This is a genomic window from Thermodesulfatator indicus DSM 15286, from assembly GCF_000217795.1.
In the GTDB taxonomy this organism is placed as follows: Bacteria; Desulfobacterota; Thermodesulfobacteria; order Thermodesulfobacteriales; family Thermodesulfatatoraceae; genus Thermodesulfatator; species Thermodesulfatator indicus.
Genome location: NC_015681.1, coordinates 807,432 through 821,941, shown reverse-complemented (window position 1 = coordinate 821,941; position 14,510 = coordinate 807,432). Strand labels below are relative to the sequence as shown.

The 14,510-nt window shown below is 44.0% G+C and carries 15 protein-coding genes and 1 pseudogene; 8 read left to right on the top strand and 8 right to left on the bottom strand.

What is annotated here, in order from left to right:
* Nucleotides 1-78: 78 nt before the first annotated feature.
* The gene (locus tag THEIN_RS03960; protein WP_013907409.1) at nt 79-1,179 is read left to right on the top strand and encodes a mechanosensitive ion channel; all 1,101 of its coding nucleotides are present in this window, start codon (nt 79-81) and stop codon (nt 1,177-1,179) included.
* A gap of 34 nt (nt 1,180-1,213) precedes the next feature.
* On the opposite strand, the gene THEIN_RS03955 is transcribed toward THEIN_RS03960, so the two are convergent.
* Entirely contained in the window at nt 1,214-2,065 is an 852-nt protein-coding gene (locus THEIN_RS03955) for an SDH family Clp fold serine proteinase (RefSeq protein WP_013907408.1), read from the bottom strand.
* A gap of 11 nt (nt 2,066-2,076) precedes the next feature.
* Complete coding sequence (locus THEIN_RS03950; protein ID WP_013907407.1) at nt 2,077-2,817, bottom strand: rhomboid family intramembrane serine protease; 741 nt, start codon at nt 2,815-2,817, stop codon at nt 2,077-2,079.
* A 59-nt stretch (nt 2,818-2,876) separates the two neighbouring features.
* Here THEIN_RS03950 and THEIN_RS03945 point away from each other — a divergent pair, with 59 nt between their 5' ends.
* Genes THEIN_RS03945 through THEIN_RS03935 form a run of 3 tightly spaced genes read left to right on the top strand, consistent with a single transcriptional unit; the run spans nt 2,877 to nt 4,509 of the window.
* A complete protein-coding gene (locus THEIN_RS03945; protein WP_013907406.1) occupies nt 2,877-3,830 on the top strand; it encodes an ABC transporter ATP-binding protein in 954 nt (317 codons plus the stop codon).
* 57 nt (nt 3,831-3,887) lie between these two features.
* Entirely contained in the window at nt 3,888-4,124 is a 237-nt protein-coding gene (locus THEIN_RS03940) for an AbrB/MazE/SpoVT family DNA-binding domain-containing protein (RefSeq protein WP_013907405.1), read from the top strand.
* Entirely contained in the window at nt 4,102-4,509 is a 408-nt protein-coding gene (locus THEIN_RS03935) for a type II toxin-antitoxin system VapC family toxin (protein ID WP_013907404.1), read from the top strand. The genes THEIN_RS03940 and THEIN_RS03935 overlap by 23 nt, the downstream gene beginning before the upstream one ends.
* 122 nt (nt 4,510-4,631) lie before the next feature.
* On the opposite strand, the pseudogene THEIN_RS12520 reads toward THEIN_RS03935, so the two are convergent.
* Nucleotides 4,632-5,601: pseudogene (locus THEIN_RS12520) on the bottom strand (IS110 family RNA-guided transposase).
* A gap of 654 nt (nt 5,602-6,255) precedes the next feature.
* Between THEIN_RS12520 and THEIN_RS03915 the strand changes: the two are divergent.
* From THEIN_RS03915 to THEIN_RS03905, 3 genes are read left to right on the top strand one after another with little or no spacing between them, the layout of a single operon-like run.
* Nucleotides 6,256-7,218: an ABC transporter ATP-binding protein gene (locus THEIN_RS03915; RefSeq protein WP_013907401.1), complete on the top strand. Its 963-nt coding sequence runs from the start codon at nt 6,256-6,258 to the stop codon at nt 7,216-7,218.
* A complete protein-coding gene (gene rtcA, locus THEIN_RS03910) occupies nt 7,215-8,264 on the top strand; it encodes an RNA 3'-terminal phosphate cyclase (RefSeq protein WP_013907400.1) in 1,050 nt (349 codons plus the stop codon). The genes THEIN_RS03915 and rtcA overlap by 4 nt, the downstream gene beginning before the upstream one ends.
* Nucleotides 8,257-9,429, top strand: coding sequence for an RNA ligase (locus THEIN_RS03905; protein WP_013907399.1), 1,173 nt, complete (start codon nt 8,257-8,259; stop codon nt 9,427-9,429). Before rtcA ends, THEIN_RS03905 begins: the two co-directional genes overlap by 8 nt.
* On the opposite strand, the gene mazG is transcribed toward THEIN_RS03905, so the two are convergent.
* Genes mazG through cysS form a run of 3 tightly spaced genes read right to left on the bottom strand, consistent with a single transcriptional unit; the run spans nt 9,426 to nt 12,211 of the window.
* Nucleotides 9,426-10,223 carry a nucleoside triphosphate pyrophosphohydrolase gene (mazG, locus tag THEIN_RS03900; protein ID WP_013907398.1) on the bottom strand — a complete coding sequence of 266 codons (798 nt, stop codon included), beginning with the start codon at nt 10,221-10,223 and terminating at the stop codon, nt 9,426-9,428. The genes THEIN_RS03905 and mazG overlap by 4 nt on opposite strands.
* A complete protein-coding gene (locus tag THEIN_RS03895; RefSeq protein WP_013907397.1) occupies nt 10,207-10,740 on the bottom strand; it encodes a CvpA family protein in 534 nt (177 codons plus the stop codon). The genes mazG and THEIN_RS03895 overlap by 17 nt, the downstream gene beginning before the upstream one ends.
* Nucleotides 10,724-12,211 carry a cysteine--tRNA ligase gene (gene cysS / locus THEIN_RS03890; RefSeq protein WP_041434986.1) on the bottom strand — a complete coding sequence of 496 codons (1,488 nt, stop codon included), beginning with the start codon at nt 12,209-12,211 and terminating at the stop codon, nt 10,724-10,726. Before cysS ends, THEIN_RS03895 begins: the two co-directional genes overlap by 17 nt.
* A 146-nt stretch (nt 12,212-12,357) precedes the next feature.
* Here cysS and THEIN_RS03885 point away from each other — a divergent pair, with 146 nt between their 5' ends.
* A complete protein-coding gene (locus tag THEIN_RS03885; protein WP_013907395.1) occupies nt 12,358-12,696 on the top strand; it encodes a hypothetical protein in 339 nt (112 codons plus the stop codon).
* Between the two features lie 12 nt (nt 12,697-12,708).
* On the opposite strand, the gene ahbD is transcribed toward THEIN_RS03885, so the two are convergent.
* Both ahbD and THEIN_RS03875 read right to left on the bottom strand, forming a co-directional pair.
* On the bottom strand, nt 12,709-13,794 hold the full coding sequence (gene ahbD, locus THEIN_RS03880; protein ID WP_013907394.1) for a heme b synthase: 1,086 nt from the start codon (nt 13,792-13,794) through the stop codon (nt 12,709-12,711).
* A 479-nt stretch (nt 13,795-14,273) separates the two neighbouring features.
* Nucleotides 14,274-14,510 (bottom strand): helix-turn-helix domain-containing protein, encoded by a 237-nt coding sequence (locus tag THEIN_RS03875; protein WP_013907393.1) that lies wholly within the window; start codon nt 14,508-14,510, stop codon nt 14,274-14,276.

The window sequence follows — 14,510 nt, the reverse complement described above, 5'->3', positions numbered from 1 at the left end:
TACTATATTGACATTTTTACTGAATAATATATAATACATTTTTATAAAATTACTAAATAAGGCGTAAGGAGGTTTAAAATGGAATGGTTAAATAACCTTTTGCCCTATTTGATTTTGGCGATCCAAGCTTTAGCGTTACTAATAGTTGGCTGGGTTGTCGCTCGTATTTTAAGAAGCGGCACTTTAAAGGGTTTAGGCAAGATAAGTGCATTTAAAAATCAAGAAGAATTTTTAAAAAGCACCAGTAACTTAGTCTATTACTTCATTCTTTTAATCACCGTAGTGGCCGTATTGGAAGTTCTTGGACTCAAGTATGTTACTGAGCCTTTTCTTGATCTACTCAATAAGGTAGCGGCATACATGCCCAATATTGTAGGGGCCATTGTCATTTTGGTCATAGGTTTTCTCTTTGCTAAAATAGCCCGAGAGTTTATATCTTCTCTTCTCGAAACTATAAAAATTAAATCTTTAGCGGAAAAATACGGATTTAAAAACATTGCTACCGTTGTAGGCAATATTGTTTATGGCTTAATAGTAATTTTCGTAATAATTGCTGCTCTTAACACGCTTCAGATAGAAGCTATCACTAAGCCTGCCGTTGGTATGCTTACTACTATTTTTGAAGCCATTCCTAAAGTAATCGCCGCTATTTTAATTCTGGGAATAGCCTTTTATGTGGGAAGAATCCTTGCTGATATTTTGGCTCGTGTTGTAAGGAATCTTAATCTGGAAGATGCTATCAGGAAAACTGGTATTTTTGGGGAAGGTGTTAATTTTAGCGAAATAGTAAGGTATTTAGTTGTCACCTTTGCTGTTCTTCTCGGTTTATCTCAGGCGTTTAACTATTTAGAAGCCACTGCTCTTTATCAGTTAACTTACTCTTTTATTTTAATAGCCTTTAAATTAGTGGTAGCTTTTCTAATTTTGTTTGCCGGTATTTTTCTTGGAAGTACTTTTTCGCAAAAAATTGCTAACAAGTCTTTGGCTAAAACCATTCAGGTGGCCTTTATTGTGGCGGCGGTTTTTATTGCTCTTCCTTTCGTTGGGTTGTCTCCAGATATAGTCAAGATCGTAGTTTTTTCATTGTGTATTGGTGCTGGCTTAGCCTTTGCCCTAGCTTTTGGTCTCGGCGGAAAAAGTGTTGCCGAAGAACTTTTGCGAAAACTTTTAAACAAGTAATTTCGTTAAGGGCGGGAGCTTCCCGCCCTTCATCTTACTTTAAGCTCTTTACCAATGATTCTATTTTGTTTTCACTGGCTCGTTTGGGGCTTGGGTCGTACAGGACTGAAGGCTGATATCTTACCGGCTGTGGGAAGAGATTCATTAGCTGATAGATTTCCGCAGGCATGTCCGTGCGCACGGGAAGACCAAGCTTTTTCGCTTCTTCAAAGGTTATGGGATAATCGTGAGTCCAGCGCCCCTGAGACATAATCTCGGCTAATTCTTCTACTTTATTTGCAGGATACTTATCGGAAAGCAATTCCTTTAACTGTTCTTTCATCTGCTTTAAAGCCTTTTCCGAAACATCGGCCAAAATCAAAGTTTGGTCATCGATCTTTTCTACGGGTTTTTCCTGTTTCACTTTGACGATAGAAGCGGCTGGATACTGGCCAAGTTGTGGGTCAACCGGGCCGAGCACCGCGTGTTCGTCCATAACGATTTCGTCAGCCGCAAGGGCAATCAGGGTTCCACCGCTCATGGCGTAGTGCGGCACAAAAACCGTGGTCTTGGCCTTATGACGTTTCAAGGCCTTGGCAATTTGAAGGGCAGCCAGCACCAGACCACCTGGCGTGTGTAAGACCAAATCAATGGGGACATCAGGATCAGTCATGTGAATGGCCCGAATTACCTGTTCGGAGTCGTTCACGTCAATGTAGCGCATTACGGGAAAGCCAAAGAAGCTCATGGTTTCCTGGCGGTGCACCAGCAAAATTACACGCGAGTTTCTCTTCTTTTCAATCTTTTCAATCATGCGCTGCCGGGCGGCTTCTAAAAATCGCTGCCGCATCAAAGGTTGAAGCGTCATTAAAATGAAGAAAATCCAAAAAATGTCAAAACCTGTCATCTTACACCTCCTTAACGATTTGTTTTATTTTGATATAGGGCCAAAACGCCCCAGGGTCGGTACTCATCAAAGAAATATTTGCGGAAGCCTCGTTTACAGAAAAACCGGTGAAGCAGAAGACCAGCAACAAAGCCTCCGGCGTGAGCCCACCAGGCCACGCCACCAACGATCTCACCGTGAACAATGGAAAGCGTGCCGGAAAAGACCTGTAAAAAGAACCACCAGGCGAGATAAAACACCGCCGGCAATTCAAAAAAGAACGGAAAAATAAAGACGGGAATCATAACAATTACTCTGGCCAGCGGGAATAGAGCGTAATAGGCGCCAAGCACCCCTGAAATAGCCCCTGAAGCGCCTATGGTAGGGACAGTGGAAGTTGGGTGAAAGTAAATATGGGTAAAAGACGCCGCCAGCCCGCACAAGATATAGAAGGCCAGAAAACGTAAACTCCCCATGCGGTCTTCTACATTGTCGCCAAAGATCCAGAGCGTCCACATATTTCCAAAAAGATGGATCCAACTTCCATGGAGAAAAAGTGAAGTGAAAAGGGCTAGGTACTTCAGGCCTGGGCCTACATCGTTAAGGCCTCCGGTGTAACGCGCTGGCACTACCCCCAGATAGAAAACTATTTGCTGGAGGAGTTCTTTGGGAAGAGAAACTTCTACCAGAAAAATGGCTACGTTTACCGCTATCAAGAAGTAAGTAGCCAGCGGTACCCCTCGCCTTGGGGCGCTATCCTGAATGGGAAACATGGCAAAGCCTCCTTATTTTAGTTGCTTGAAAAAATGGGGACGGTTAAGCTTGTGTCAAGATGAATCTGCTGGAAATTAACGCTCTAAACATTTCATATAGTAAGTCAAGGGTTCCGGTAGTGGAGGATGTCTCCTTTTTCCTACCCTCCGGGAAGATACTTGCCCTGGTAGGAGAATCTGGTTGTGGCAAAAGTTTGACAGGGCTTGCTATTATGCGCCTTTTGCCTCCCGGCCTTGAAGTAACGAGCGGCGAGATACTTTTTCAAGGGAAAAATATTCTTTCACTCCCTCCAGAGGAAATGCGCAAAATCCGTGGCGCCAAAGTGGCCATGATTTTTCAGGACCCAATGGTAAGCCTTAACCCTGTTTTCACTGTGGGCACACAGATTGCCGAGGTTCTTGAGTGGCACAAGGGGCTTTCGCACAAGGAAGCCCTGGCCCAAGCGGCAAGGCTCCTGGCAGAAGTAGGGATCCCTGCGCCAGAGTCTCGTCTTAAAGCTTATCCTCACGAGCTTTCAGGGGGTATGCGCCAGCGGGTAATGATAGCTATGGCCCTGGCTGGAGATCCTCTTCTCCTTATTGCCGATGAGCCTACCACAGCTCTTGATGTTACTATTCAAGCGCAGATACTTGCGCTTCTGGCCACTTTGCGAGAAAAACGAAATCTTTCCATCCTGCTTATTTCACACGACCTGGGGGTAGTGGCCACTTTAGCCGATTACGTGGCGGTAATGTATGCCGGCCGTCTGGTGGAAAAGGCTACCTGTGAAGAGCTTTTCTCAAGGCCTCTTCACCCGTACACTAAGGCCCTTCTTGAAGTATTGCCTCGTCCCGATAAAAAAGAGCTGAAACCTCTGCCAGGTCAGGTGCCCCCGCCCGGGGCCAGGCCCAAGGGATGTAAATTCTCTGACCGCTGCCCTATTGTTCGTAAAGTTTGTTTAGAGAAAGAGCCCTCGTGGCAGGAAGTAGCCAAAGGGCATTTGGTTAGGTGTTTTTATGCAAGTGGTGCTTGAGTTTGGGCTTCTAGATGGTCAAGCACTCTTAGTAAAGAATTTCACCTGGAGTAAAACATGGAAGCTATGCTAAAAATTTCTTCTAAAGGTCAGGTTACTATTCCCAAAAAAATGCGGCAGATTTTGGGAACAGATTTAGTGCGTTTTAGAGTAGTAGAGGGGAAAATAATTCTTGAATCCGTTAGAAACGTAGGTGGAATATTCAAAAAATACGTTAAAGAAGATTTTTCTCATTCAGAAAAACGAGAGATTGCCTGGCAAAAAGTAGCCGATGGGTACCGTGATCTTCCCTGATACCAATGTTCTTTTGCGCTATCTTTTGGCCGATATTGAGGAACAATACCAAGAAATTTGTCCTTTTTTCGAAGATCTGAGACAAGGATATCAAAAAGCTATTATACTTCCGGAAGTTTTGTTGGAAACTTTTTATGTGCTTACTAAAACTTACAGTATTCCAGCAAGAGAAACTGCGGAAGCCCTGAAAGACCTTTTGCTATACAGGGGTGTGGTCAATCGTGACAAGAAAGTATTGCTTGAAGCCTTAAACTTATTTTTTGAATCTGAAGGTCTTATTTGGCTTGAGTGTTTTCTGTGCGTAAAAGCTCATAAACAAAAAGGCGAAATATTAACTTTTGATAAAAAATTGAAACACAGATGTTCCAAGTTTTTTGAGGCTTAATAATTGTAATGAGATCTTTGCAAAAATTCAGGAAAATATAGATAGATCGCCACAGCGCTTAGCGCTTCGCGAGAGCGTTGCTTCGGCCTCTAACGAGGCCTCGCAAGATACTGTGGTTTTTGTCAAGCACTTTGAACTTCCATTTGCCATTTTTTGTAATTATAGAAAGCAAATATCAATAATTTTCTGGCACAGGCTATTATGGCCACTTTCTTCGGTTTTCCTCTCTTTATCAAACTTTCGTAATACTCTTTTAGTCCCCCTTCTTTACATCTTATGGCACTAAGCGCCCCCATAAAAAGCAAACTCCTTAACCTATTATCCCCTTTCTTGCTTATCCTGGTTACCAGCTTCCTCTTACCAGATTCCTTTACTTCCGGGTCCAATCCTGCTAGAGCTACTACCTCCCGCCGGTTTCTTATCCGCCTCTTCCGAAAAAAGATGTAACAATATGTCGCTATCATCTTCCCTATACCTTTAACTTTCTCTATTTCTTTAACCCCTTTGTTTATGTCGTCATCTTTATTTACTAATTCCTCCATCTCTTTCTTTATCTTCTGAAGCCTCTGCCTTGTTTCTTCTAAGTTTTTCTGTATGTGTTTTTTTGCTTTCTTTACTATCTACTGGTACTCTATCTAAATACTCTAGAAAATTAGATAACTTGTTTTCTATATTTTGAAGTAATTGATACTCACTTAACAATAAAGATAATTTCTCTAAATTTTCGTTATATTCTATTTCTTTGATCTCTTCTTCGCTAACTATCTTGTGATATTCGTATAACAGTTTCGCATCAAGATTATCTGTTTTTGCTCTATGACCTAATACTTCTCTTAAACGGGGGACTTTTCTGGGGTTAATGGATACTACTTTTATCATATTCGTAGCACAGAACTCCTCCAGAAATACCGAATATGGCCCTGTGGGCTCGTATATCACCACCCTTTTCTTCCTGTCTTCTTTCTTCTTAAAAAACTTCCTCTTAAATTTCTTTAAACCCCTTTCATTTTGAAACTCGTAAACCTTCTGGCCATCAAAAATAACCAATGTATCCTTGGCCACATCCACCCCAAGAAAAGATAAATTTTTCATAGGTCTTCAATTCTCCTTTCTTTGAGATAAAATAAAGATTGTTGGTAGGGAGGTCCTTCCAGGTTTAGCCTTGTATACGGACAGTTTCCGTAAGCGGAAACGTCCCGGATACTGTTCAAACACAGGGAAGGACGGCTAATCTTGCGATCGAACAGTTTGCTAAAAAGCAAACGTTCCATGACTCAACAGCCTGTCCCTCCCTACCAACTTTTTTTACTTTAATGCTTTTGCCCTTTACTTAAAACCATACAATGACTCTCTCAGGCGTCACTGCGAGGAGCCGAAGGCGACGAAGCAGTCCCTGGGATTGCTTCGGCCTCTAACGAGGCCTCGCAATGACAGGGTTAAATTGGAACCATACCATGACTCTTTGTGGTTATCACTGCGAGTCTATTTTCTATCTGTCACTGCGAGCCCTTATGGGCGAAGCAGTCTCTTGACTAAGATATTTGCAAAGGTCTCGTAATCTTTTTAAAAAGACCCTGGCAAAATGTTTTACTTAAGAGACTTCGCCGCCTCCGGCTCTTCGCAGTGACAGAATGGTGGAAATTTTTTATTATGGTGGCTAACTTTTTATACTTGTGAGCGAAGCGAAGCAATCCTTGTCCCGAGCGTAGCGAGTATTTCTCGCGCTGACGAAAAGGAGAATTACATTTGGATAAAATTACGCTTGAGTTTCGTGATGTTTCAAAGGTTTATCACCTGCGCCGTGGTTTTTTCGCCGGCAAAAAGGCCTTTTATGCCCTGCGTCATATAAATCTTTCCGTTTATGAAAACGAAGTCCTGGGCATCCTGGGGGAGTCTGGTTGTGGTAAGAGCACGCTGGCACGTCTGGCCCTAGGTCTTGAAACACCTGAAGAAGGTGAAGTCTTTTTTGAAGGGGTAAATTTTTCAGCCTTTTCTGAGAAAGAACGACGTCCGTATCGCCGCAAAATACAAATCGTCTTTCAGGATCCCTTCGCCTCTCTTAACCCACGCAAAAAAATTTACGAACTTCTGGCTGAGCCTTTAATGATTCACCGTCTGGCCCCTAAAAGAGAGCTTCGTGCTAGAGTAGCTGAAATGCTAACCAGGGTAGGGCTTCGTGAAGAAGATATGGATCGTTATCCCCATCAGTTTAGCGGCGGCCAGCGCCAGCGCATAGCGCTAGCCAGGGCCCTTATCCTTTCGCCCAAAGTGCTGGTGCTTGATGAGCCAACCTCTGCCCTTGATGTTTCTGTTCAGGCCCAGATACTTAAACTGCTCCTTGAGTTCAAAAAAATAGGGAACTTAACTTATCTTTTCATTTCGCACGATTTACCTTTGGTGCTATTTTTAAGCCAGCGGGTGGCGGTTATGTACCTTGGCCGGGTGGTAGAAATTTCTCCGACTGAGGATTTTATGAGTAGGCCTCACCATCCGTACACGCGCCTGCTTCTTGAGTCCGTGCCCGAGCCTGATCCTGCCAGGCGCAAGCTAATGAGCCACATAAAAGGCGAACCCCCTGACCCTACCCTTGAATTTACGGGCTGCCCCTTCTTCCCTCGCTGCCAGGAGGCCTTATCTTCTTGTGAAAGAGAAGCCCCTGCTTTAAAAGAAATTGCCAAAGGACATTTCGTAGCGTGTCATCGGCTATGATTCGCATAGACGGCTCTTATGGCGAAGGGGGAGGGCAAATACTTCGTACCTCGCTTACCCTTTCTCTGCTTACAGGAAAGCCCTTTGAGCTGGTAAACATTCGGGCCAAAAGGCCAAAGCCGGGTTTGAGGCCCCAGCATCTTACTTGTGTTAAGGCCGCTCAAAAGGTTTCAGGGGCAGAAGTTGAAGGCGCTCAGGTTGGGTCTCTCAATCTTACTTTTAAGCCGGGGAGAGCAAAGCCAGGTTCTTACCACTTTGATATTGGCACTGCTGGTTCAACGGCCCTTGTTTTTCAGACAGTGGGCCTTCCCCTGGCCCTGGCCGGCGCTTCAAAGCTATTGTTAAAAGGCGGGACACATGTGCCTCATGCCCCGTGTTTTCATTTCCTGGCCGAAGTTTACGGTCCTGTGCTTGGGCCTCTTGGCTTTTCTTTTGAATTTGAACTAAGACGTTACGGTTTTTACCCGGCTGGTGGCGGAGAGGTGGTAATAAAGATAGCTCCTCATCAAGAAGCAAGAGGCCCTTTTGTTTTAAAAGGGCCTTATAAGCGCAAGCGGGTAAAAGTACTCTCTATTGTGACCGAGGATCTGCCTTCGCACATACGCACGCGGCAGGCCAAGGCGGCCTCAGAGCTTCTAGCCCAAAAAGGCTTTGAGCCTATTGTCTTTCTGGAAAAGGCCCGGGCCAAAAGTCCGGGCACCGTGGTTTTTCTCGCTTATAATGAACAGGAAAAGCGTGCCGGCTTTTTTGCCCTGGGTAAAAAAGGGAAACCTGCGGAAAAAGTGGCTGAAGAAGCCGTTCGTGCCTTTTTTGACTTTTATCGCACGGGTAAGGCCGTTGACCCATATCTGGCGGACCAGCTTCTGGTGCCTCTGGCCTTAACCCGAGTGCCTTTTTATTTTGACTGCTCTAGGCTAACCAGGCATTTTTTTACCAATCTCTGGGTAATAAAACAATTTTTGCCGGAATTTACGCCTGAAGTTAAAGGAGACCTTGATACTCCTGGTGAGGTGACCCATCTTTTAACAAAGGAGAGCTATGATTGAAGAAGAGTTCAAAAAACAGACTGAGCTTTTGCGTGAAGTTTATCAAGCCCTGAGACCCCTTCGCAAAGTCAGGTTAGAAGACCTGGAGAAGGCCTTAGAGCAGAGCAAGCTTCTTTTTATTGAGGGCTTAAAGAAGCCAGCCTTTCGTTTCAGGAGAGAGTTTCGGGGGTTTCCGGCGGGAACGGTAATTGGCCCAGGTCTTCTTATGCCGGGTTTTCCCAGTATCCCCAGGGTGTTTGTGCTTAAAACCGGCATTCCGCGCTATATTTACGGTCCTTTCTACGCCGAGGAAAAGATAGAAGGCTACAATGTTAGGCTGGCCAATGTTTTTGGCGAGATAAAGGCCTTCACCCGCCGTGGCTACGTGTGCCCTTTTGCCACCGACCGCTGGCCTGATTTTTTACCCATGCTTCCCGAGTTCTTTGAAAAATATCCTCGTTATGTAATCTGCTGCGAAGTAGCAGGCCCGGAAAATCCCTTTGTGTCTGAATGGCCGCCCTACATAAAAGAAGACGTGGCCTTCTTTGTGTTTGATATCTTTGATCTTGAAAGGCAAAAGTTCCTTGCGCCAGAAAAAAAATATGCCCTTTTGCGAGAATATGAATTCAGGACTCCGGAAATAAGCGGGCCGTATAGTCCACAGGAGATTGATCCTTTAAAAGGACTTATTCTCCGCTACGAAGAGGAAGGCCGGGAGGGCGTAGTTTTAAAACCCGTGTCCTTTAAAGACGGCCGGGTTATAAAGTATGTTACCTCGTCTTCAAATGTTTCTGACCTGCGGGTGGCCTTTCCCTATATTGGCGAGCTTGACGCCAGCTACATCGTTCATCGTCTGGTGCGCATGACTATCACCCGCTGGGAATTAGACCAGCCCTTTGACGAGAATTTTTATCAAGCGCTTGGAGAGGCCTTTTTCGGTGAGATGAAAGAACTTCTAGACAAAGTAGCCCAGGGCGAACCAGTAGAGGAGGTCTTCAAGGTGCGTTTGCGCCGTAAAGAATCCCTTGAAGCCCTTATGGCCCACTTTCGCACCGCGCAGGTGCGTATTGAAATCCGCCGTGAGGAATGGAAAGACGAGTATCTCCATGTAGAGTTTGCCAAGATTTATCCCAAGGCCACTTCTTTCTGGGCCGGGAAGCTCCAGGGCCTTGCCCAGATAGATTAGCTTTTCTTAACCTTTTCCCAAACGGCGTCCATCTCGGCGAGAGAAACTTCGTTTAAGTTCTTACCCTTGTCTTTAAAATGGCTTTCCATTTGGCGAAAGCGAGTTTCAAACTTTTCGTTGGCAAGGCGTAAGGCCTCTTCGGGGTTTACTCCCAGTTTGCGAGAAAGGTTGGCTACGGTAAAAAGCAAGTCCCCTACTTCTTCCTTTAAGGCCTTTTTGTCTTTTTTAGTGAGGGCTTCTTTTAGCTCCGTTATTTCTTCGTGAAGTTTCGGAAAAAGCTCTTCTGGCTTGTCCCAGTCAAAACCTACGCGGCTTGCTCTTTCTCCCAGGCGAAAGGCCCGCTGAAGGGCAGGAAGCGCTTTGGGCAGGTTCCCTAGCACCGAAGACTTTTTGCCTTTGTCTTTGGCCTCTTTTTCTTTGATTTTTTGCCATTGGGCTACTACTTCATCAGGGTTTGTCAGAGTATTTTCTCCAAACACATGAGGGTGGCGGCGAATCATCTTGTCCGCGCAGAGTTTTAATACATCTGCCAGTTCAAAATCACCTTTTTCTTCGTAAAGATAAGCGATAAACACAAGCAAAAAGAGAAGATCGCCTATTTCTTCACAGACCGAGAGCGGTGTTTCTTCACCTATGGCTTCAAAGACTTCATAAGCCTCTTCAAGAACATATTTTTTGAGGGTTTCAGGAGTTTGCTCCTGGTCCCACGGGCAGCCACCAGGCCCTCTCAGACGGGCGACAATTTCTACCAGCTTTACGAAAAGAGGTCCAAGGTCGTCAAATTTGCCTTTCATTACTTAAAATTCTCCGCAGGTTGTAATTGAAGCGGGCTTTGATTTCTGTGGGTAAAAAACCGACAATAAAACGAGCCCCTTTCATGATATAAGGATAAGTATAAGAATGGCGGAAATATTTATCTCCCTGAGGGAAAAAGGTGGTAACAAGAATAAAGATAGCGGCCAGAAGTAAAAAACCTTTTACGGCACCAAGAATAGCACCAAGTGAACGGTCAATCCAGGAAAGCCTGGTTTTTTTTAAAAAGTAGGTTAAAAGCTCAGCTAAAATGAATATTCCTAAAAAACCTACTAGAAAGGCCAAAACATAGGAGGCAATTTTAACCCACTGGCCTGAGAGCCAGGGAGCAATTATACCTTCAATTAAGCCACTATACTTCAAGGCTATTACGTAACCAGCTATAAGCCCGGCAAAAGAAGAAAGACCTCGAAAAAAACCTGTCCAGGCGTTTCTAATAATGAGCACAGCCATTATGACTATAACCGCGATGTCCACCCAATTAACTGGAAGCTTCATGTTCCACCGTCCAGAAAGTTCCCCAGGGAGTGTCTCTAATTATAATACCTTTTTGGGCTAAGTCATCGCGGATGGCGTCGGCCTTTTCAAAGTTTTTGGCCTTGCGCGCTTCTTCTCTTTCTTTGATGAGCCTTTCTATTTCATCTCGGTCAAGACCTTTGGCCAAAAGGGCCTGGGAGCGTTTCCTTTCAATAAAGGCCTCCGGGCTTTCTTCAAGTATGCCAAGAAGGCTTCCCGCAAGTTTAGTGGCCAGAGTTTTGCCTTTTTTTGCCAGTTTTAAGTGGTCTTCTGCTACTTTACGAGCGCAGAGCTTGAGGAGATTGTTAAGGGCCTTTTCTAAAGAGAAAAGAGAGCCTATGGCCCGAGCGGTATTTAAGTCGTCAGCCAGGGCTGAGATAAAGTCGTTTTCAAAGTTTTTGATGGTTTCGCTTATTTTAGCAAGATTTTTTTGTTGATTTTCAGGGGCCTTTTCCGAGCTAGGGCGTAACTTTTCAATTAAATAAAGAGTTTCGTAAAGACCTTCAAGGGCCTTTTCGTGGTCAGAGACGACTTTTTCCGTATAGTCAAGGGGGCTCCGGTAATGCATAGAAAGTAAGAATAACCTTATGGCCTCAGGGTGATGGCGGGAGAGCATTTGTTTTATAGTGACGAAATTCCCAAGGCTTTTTGACATCTTCTCCCGGCCAACGGTTACCATGCCGTTATGGAGCCAGTAGCGCACAAAGGGTTTACCGGTGGCGGCTTCACTCTGGGCTATTTCGTTCTCGTGGTGAGGGAAAATCAAGTCAAGGCCACCGCCGTGGATGTCTATAGTTTCACCAAGGTAATACATGGCCATGGCCGAGCACTCAATGTGCCAGCCAGGGCGTCCTCGGCCCCAGGGGCTGTCCCAAGAAGGCTCTCCTGGTTTTTCCGCCTTCCAGAGAGCAAAATCAAGGGGATGGCGTTTTTTTTCTGAAACAGCTATGCGAGCACCGGCCTTTAATTCTTCAAGGTTTCTGCCAGAAAGCTTTCCGTATTCTGGGAATTTCTCTACAGAAAAATAAACATCTCCATCGGCCACATAGGCAAAGCCTTTTTTAATAAGCGTTTCAATCAAGGCAATTATTTGGGGAATGTGTTCGGTGGCCTTAGGTTCATATGTAGGCCTTAAGACTTTTAGGGCCTTCATGTCTTCGTCGTAAGATTTTATGTAACGCTCGGCGAGTTCTTTGGGGCTAACCCCCACTTCATAAGCCCGTTTGATAATTTTGTCGTCTATGTCGGTGTAATTGCGCACATAAATAACTTCAAAGCCGAGAAACTTAAGAAAACGAAAGAGAACATCAAAGACCACCGCGGCCCGGGCGTGACCTAAATGTGATTCATCATAAGCGGTGACACCGCAGGCGTACATGGTGACCCTAGGCGGAGAGAGCGGCTCAAAGACTTCTTTTTTTCTAGTAAGTGTATTTTGAAACTTTATTTCTATATCCTTCATGGTCGGAGTTATACCAAGGTGCAAGTGGCGTGGCAAGATAAAAGGATTGACAAAGCTCCAAAGTTTACCTATCTCCGAAAGCTTGACCAGGACCAAAGTAATACCTATTTCTCTCAAAAAAAGCAGGAGGTCTAATTATGGAAAGAGTCGATCGTTTAGCACAAATAGTAGAAATGGCCAAACAAGGCAAAAAAGTAAAAGCCAAAGTCACTCTTCTCAAGCGTCCTATTGTGTTAAAAATCCATCCAGAAGCTCAAATTCTTGAAGAAAAAGAAGCATATATCTTGGGGGCTATTTTTGAGTTTGAAGTAGATGGCGAAACTTACAAGATAGAAAGATTTTATGCTATGGGATTTCCTAGCGAAAGTTATGAAGAAGAGCTGGCTAATAGAAATTTAGCTAATGCTTTATTAAAAGAAGATTATGAGCGCCTTAAAAAAGCTGGTATTGAAATCGAAGAAAAATATTTTGAGTAAAGAAAGGGGGGGCTAACCCCCTTTCTTGGGTTCGTAGGTGCAAAGAGGTTCTTCGTCAAGATAATCACCAGTGGCTTCATAGGCCCTAGCCCGACAGCCGCCACAAACACGTACGTATTCACATCTTCCACATTTGCCTTTATAAACCTTAAAATTTCGTAAATTTTTAAATATTTCAGAATGCCACCAAATTTCTGGAAAGGTTTGTTTCCTGAGTTCTCCGCAATTTAACTCAAGATAGCCACATGGTTGGATAACTCCTCGATGAGAAATAAAACAAAAACCAGTACCTGCTAAACATCCGCGAGTTACGGCATCTAAACCAAAAGTTTCGTAAGTAACTTGTTGACCTTCTTCTTTCGCCCTTTGGCGTAAAATACGGTAATAATGAGGAGCACAGGTGGCTTTAAGGTGGAACCCTTCAGGTACTTTTTTCCTTTGATCATAAAACCAGTGTAGGACTTTTTCGTATTTTTCTGCAGTGAGGGCCTGGTCGGCCATTTCTTTTCCCCGTCCAACTGGTACTAACAAAAAGATATGATGAGCCACTGCTCCAAGCTTTAAAGCTAGCTCTAAAATAGCTGGGACTTCCTCAACATTGACTTCAGTGATAGTGGTGTTGATTTGAAATGGTATGCCGGCTTTTTTTAATATAGAGATACCTTTTAGGGCCCCTTCAAAAGCGCCTTTTACTTTGCGGAAATTATCGTGTGATTCAGCAGTTGCTCCATCAAGACTTATGGAGACTCTGGCTACTCCGGTTTCTTTCATCTTTTTTGCTATTTCATCTGTTATAAGGATTCCGTTGGTAGCTATAACTGGCCTGAATCCTAAACGAGAGGCCTCCTGGGCTATTTCAAATATGTCTTCTCTGAGAAGGGGTTCTCCTCCAGTCAAAATAATAATGGGATTTCCCACTTCTTTTATTTCCTTTAATATGCGGAAGCATTCTTCAGTAGTTAATTCGTTTTGATAAGGCCCACGGCTGGCCGCGGCTCGGCAATGAACACAATCAAGATTACAGTGTCTGGTAAGCTCCCAAGCTACTAGCCTGGGAATAAATTTTTGTTCAGCGTTGTGGGGATGGTTTTGATGCATAACAACCTCCTTTGTTCTGGTCTCAACATACCATAAAAGTCGAGGGACAGGCAAAACAACTTTGAAGTAATTTCTCAGAGTTATAGAGTGCTGAAAGTTAGAATAGAAGAGGCTACTTTAGGAGTTGATATGTTCCGCATCTTTCGGCGTATTCATTCTAACTGAAAGACTCTTAATCATTATTAGCTTGAGAACGCTAGTAGATAATTCAGATATTAATGGTGTCACTAAATAGGCGACAATTGAGTCATTGCGAGCGAAGCGAAGCAATCCCTGAGACTGCTTCGACCTCTAACGAGGCCTCGCAGTGACAGCGAAGGTTACTTTGCTTTAGCGATTATGTCAGTGGCGATACTTTGTCGTGTAAAAAACACTCGGATTAATAATTTTTGAGCGTCATTTTAAAAAATTAAAAGGGATGCCATAAAGACATCCCTTTTAACTTTTTTTGATGGGAATGGTGCCTGTAAAAAGGAAAACTATACTTTTCCTGCTTCTTTAAGTTCTTTAACGAACGCGTCAATGGGATTTTCTCTTTTGCCGACTTTCTTAGGAATGTTTACCCCTCTTTTGCGAAGTTCAGTAACGATTTTCATTACTTGAAACTTACTAATACCTAATTTTTCAGCAATTTCAGCAGCGGACATGTTAAGATAGTTTTCAAAGACAAACTTTACATCTTCTTTGGTGATAGGTCTGCTACGCTTTCTGGCCAT

Excerpts from the sequence above, each read along its gene's own strand:
- THEIN_RS03960 (WP_013907409.1), top strand. The coding sequence starts at position 79 with ATGGAATGGTTAAATAACCTTTTGCCCTATTTGATTTTGGCGATCCAA.
- THEIN_RS03955 (WP_013907408.1), bottom strand. The coding sequence starts at position 2,065 with ATGACAGGTTTTGACATTTTTTGGATTTTCTTCATTTTAATGACGCTT.
- THEIN_RS03950 (WP_013907407.1), bottom strand. The coding sequence starts at position 2,817 with ATGTTTCCCATTCAGGATAGCGCCCCAAGGCGAGGGGTACCGCTGGCT.
- THEIN_RS03945 (WP_013907406.1), top strand. The coding sequence starts at position 2,877 with ATGAATCTGCTGGAAATTAACGCTCTAAACATTTCATATAGTAAGTCA.
- THEIN_RS03940 (WP_013907405.1), top strand. The coding sequence starts at position 3,888 with ATGGAAGCTATGCTAAAAATTTCTTCTAAAGGTCAGGTTACTATTCCC.
- THEIN_RS03935 (WP_013907404.1), top strand. The coding sequence starts at position 4,102 with ATGGGTACCGTGATCTTCCCTGATACCAATGTTCTTTTGCGCTATCTT.
- rtcA (WP_013907400.1), top strand. The coding sequence starts at position 7,215 with ATGATTCGCATAGACGGCTCTTATGGCGAAGGGGGAGGGCAAATACTT.
- THEIN_RS03905 (WP_013907399.1), top strand. The coding sequence starts at position 8,257 with ATGATTGAAGAAGAGTTCAAAAAACAGACTGAGCTTTTGCGTGAAGTT.
- mazG (WP_013907398.1), bottom strand. The coding sequence starts at position 10,223 with ATGAAAGGCAAATTTGACGACCTTGGACCTCTTTTCGTAAAGCTGGTA.
- THEIN_RS03895 (WP_013907397.1), bottom strand. The coding sequence starts at position 10,740 with ATGAAGCTTCCAGTTAATTGGGTGGACATCGCGGTTATAGTCATAATG.
- THEIN_RS03885 (WP_013907395.1), top strand. The coding sequence starts at position 12,358 with ATGGAAAGAGTCGATCGTTTAGCACAAATAGTAGAAATGGCCAAACAA.
- ahbD (WP_013907394.1), bottom strand. The coding sequence starts at position 13,794 with ATGCATCAAAACCATCCCCACAACGCTGAACAAAAATTTATTCCCAGG.
- THEIN_RS03875 (WP_013907393.1), bottom strand. The coding sequence starts at position 14,510 with ATGGCCAGAAAGCGTAGCAGACCTATCACCAAAGAAGATGTAAAGTTT.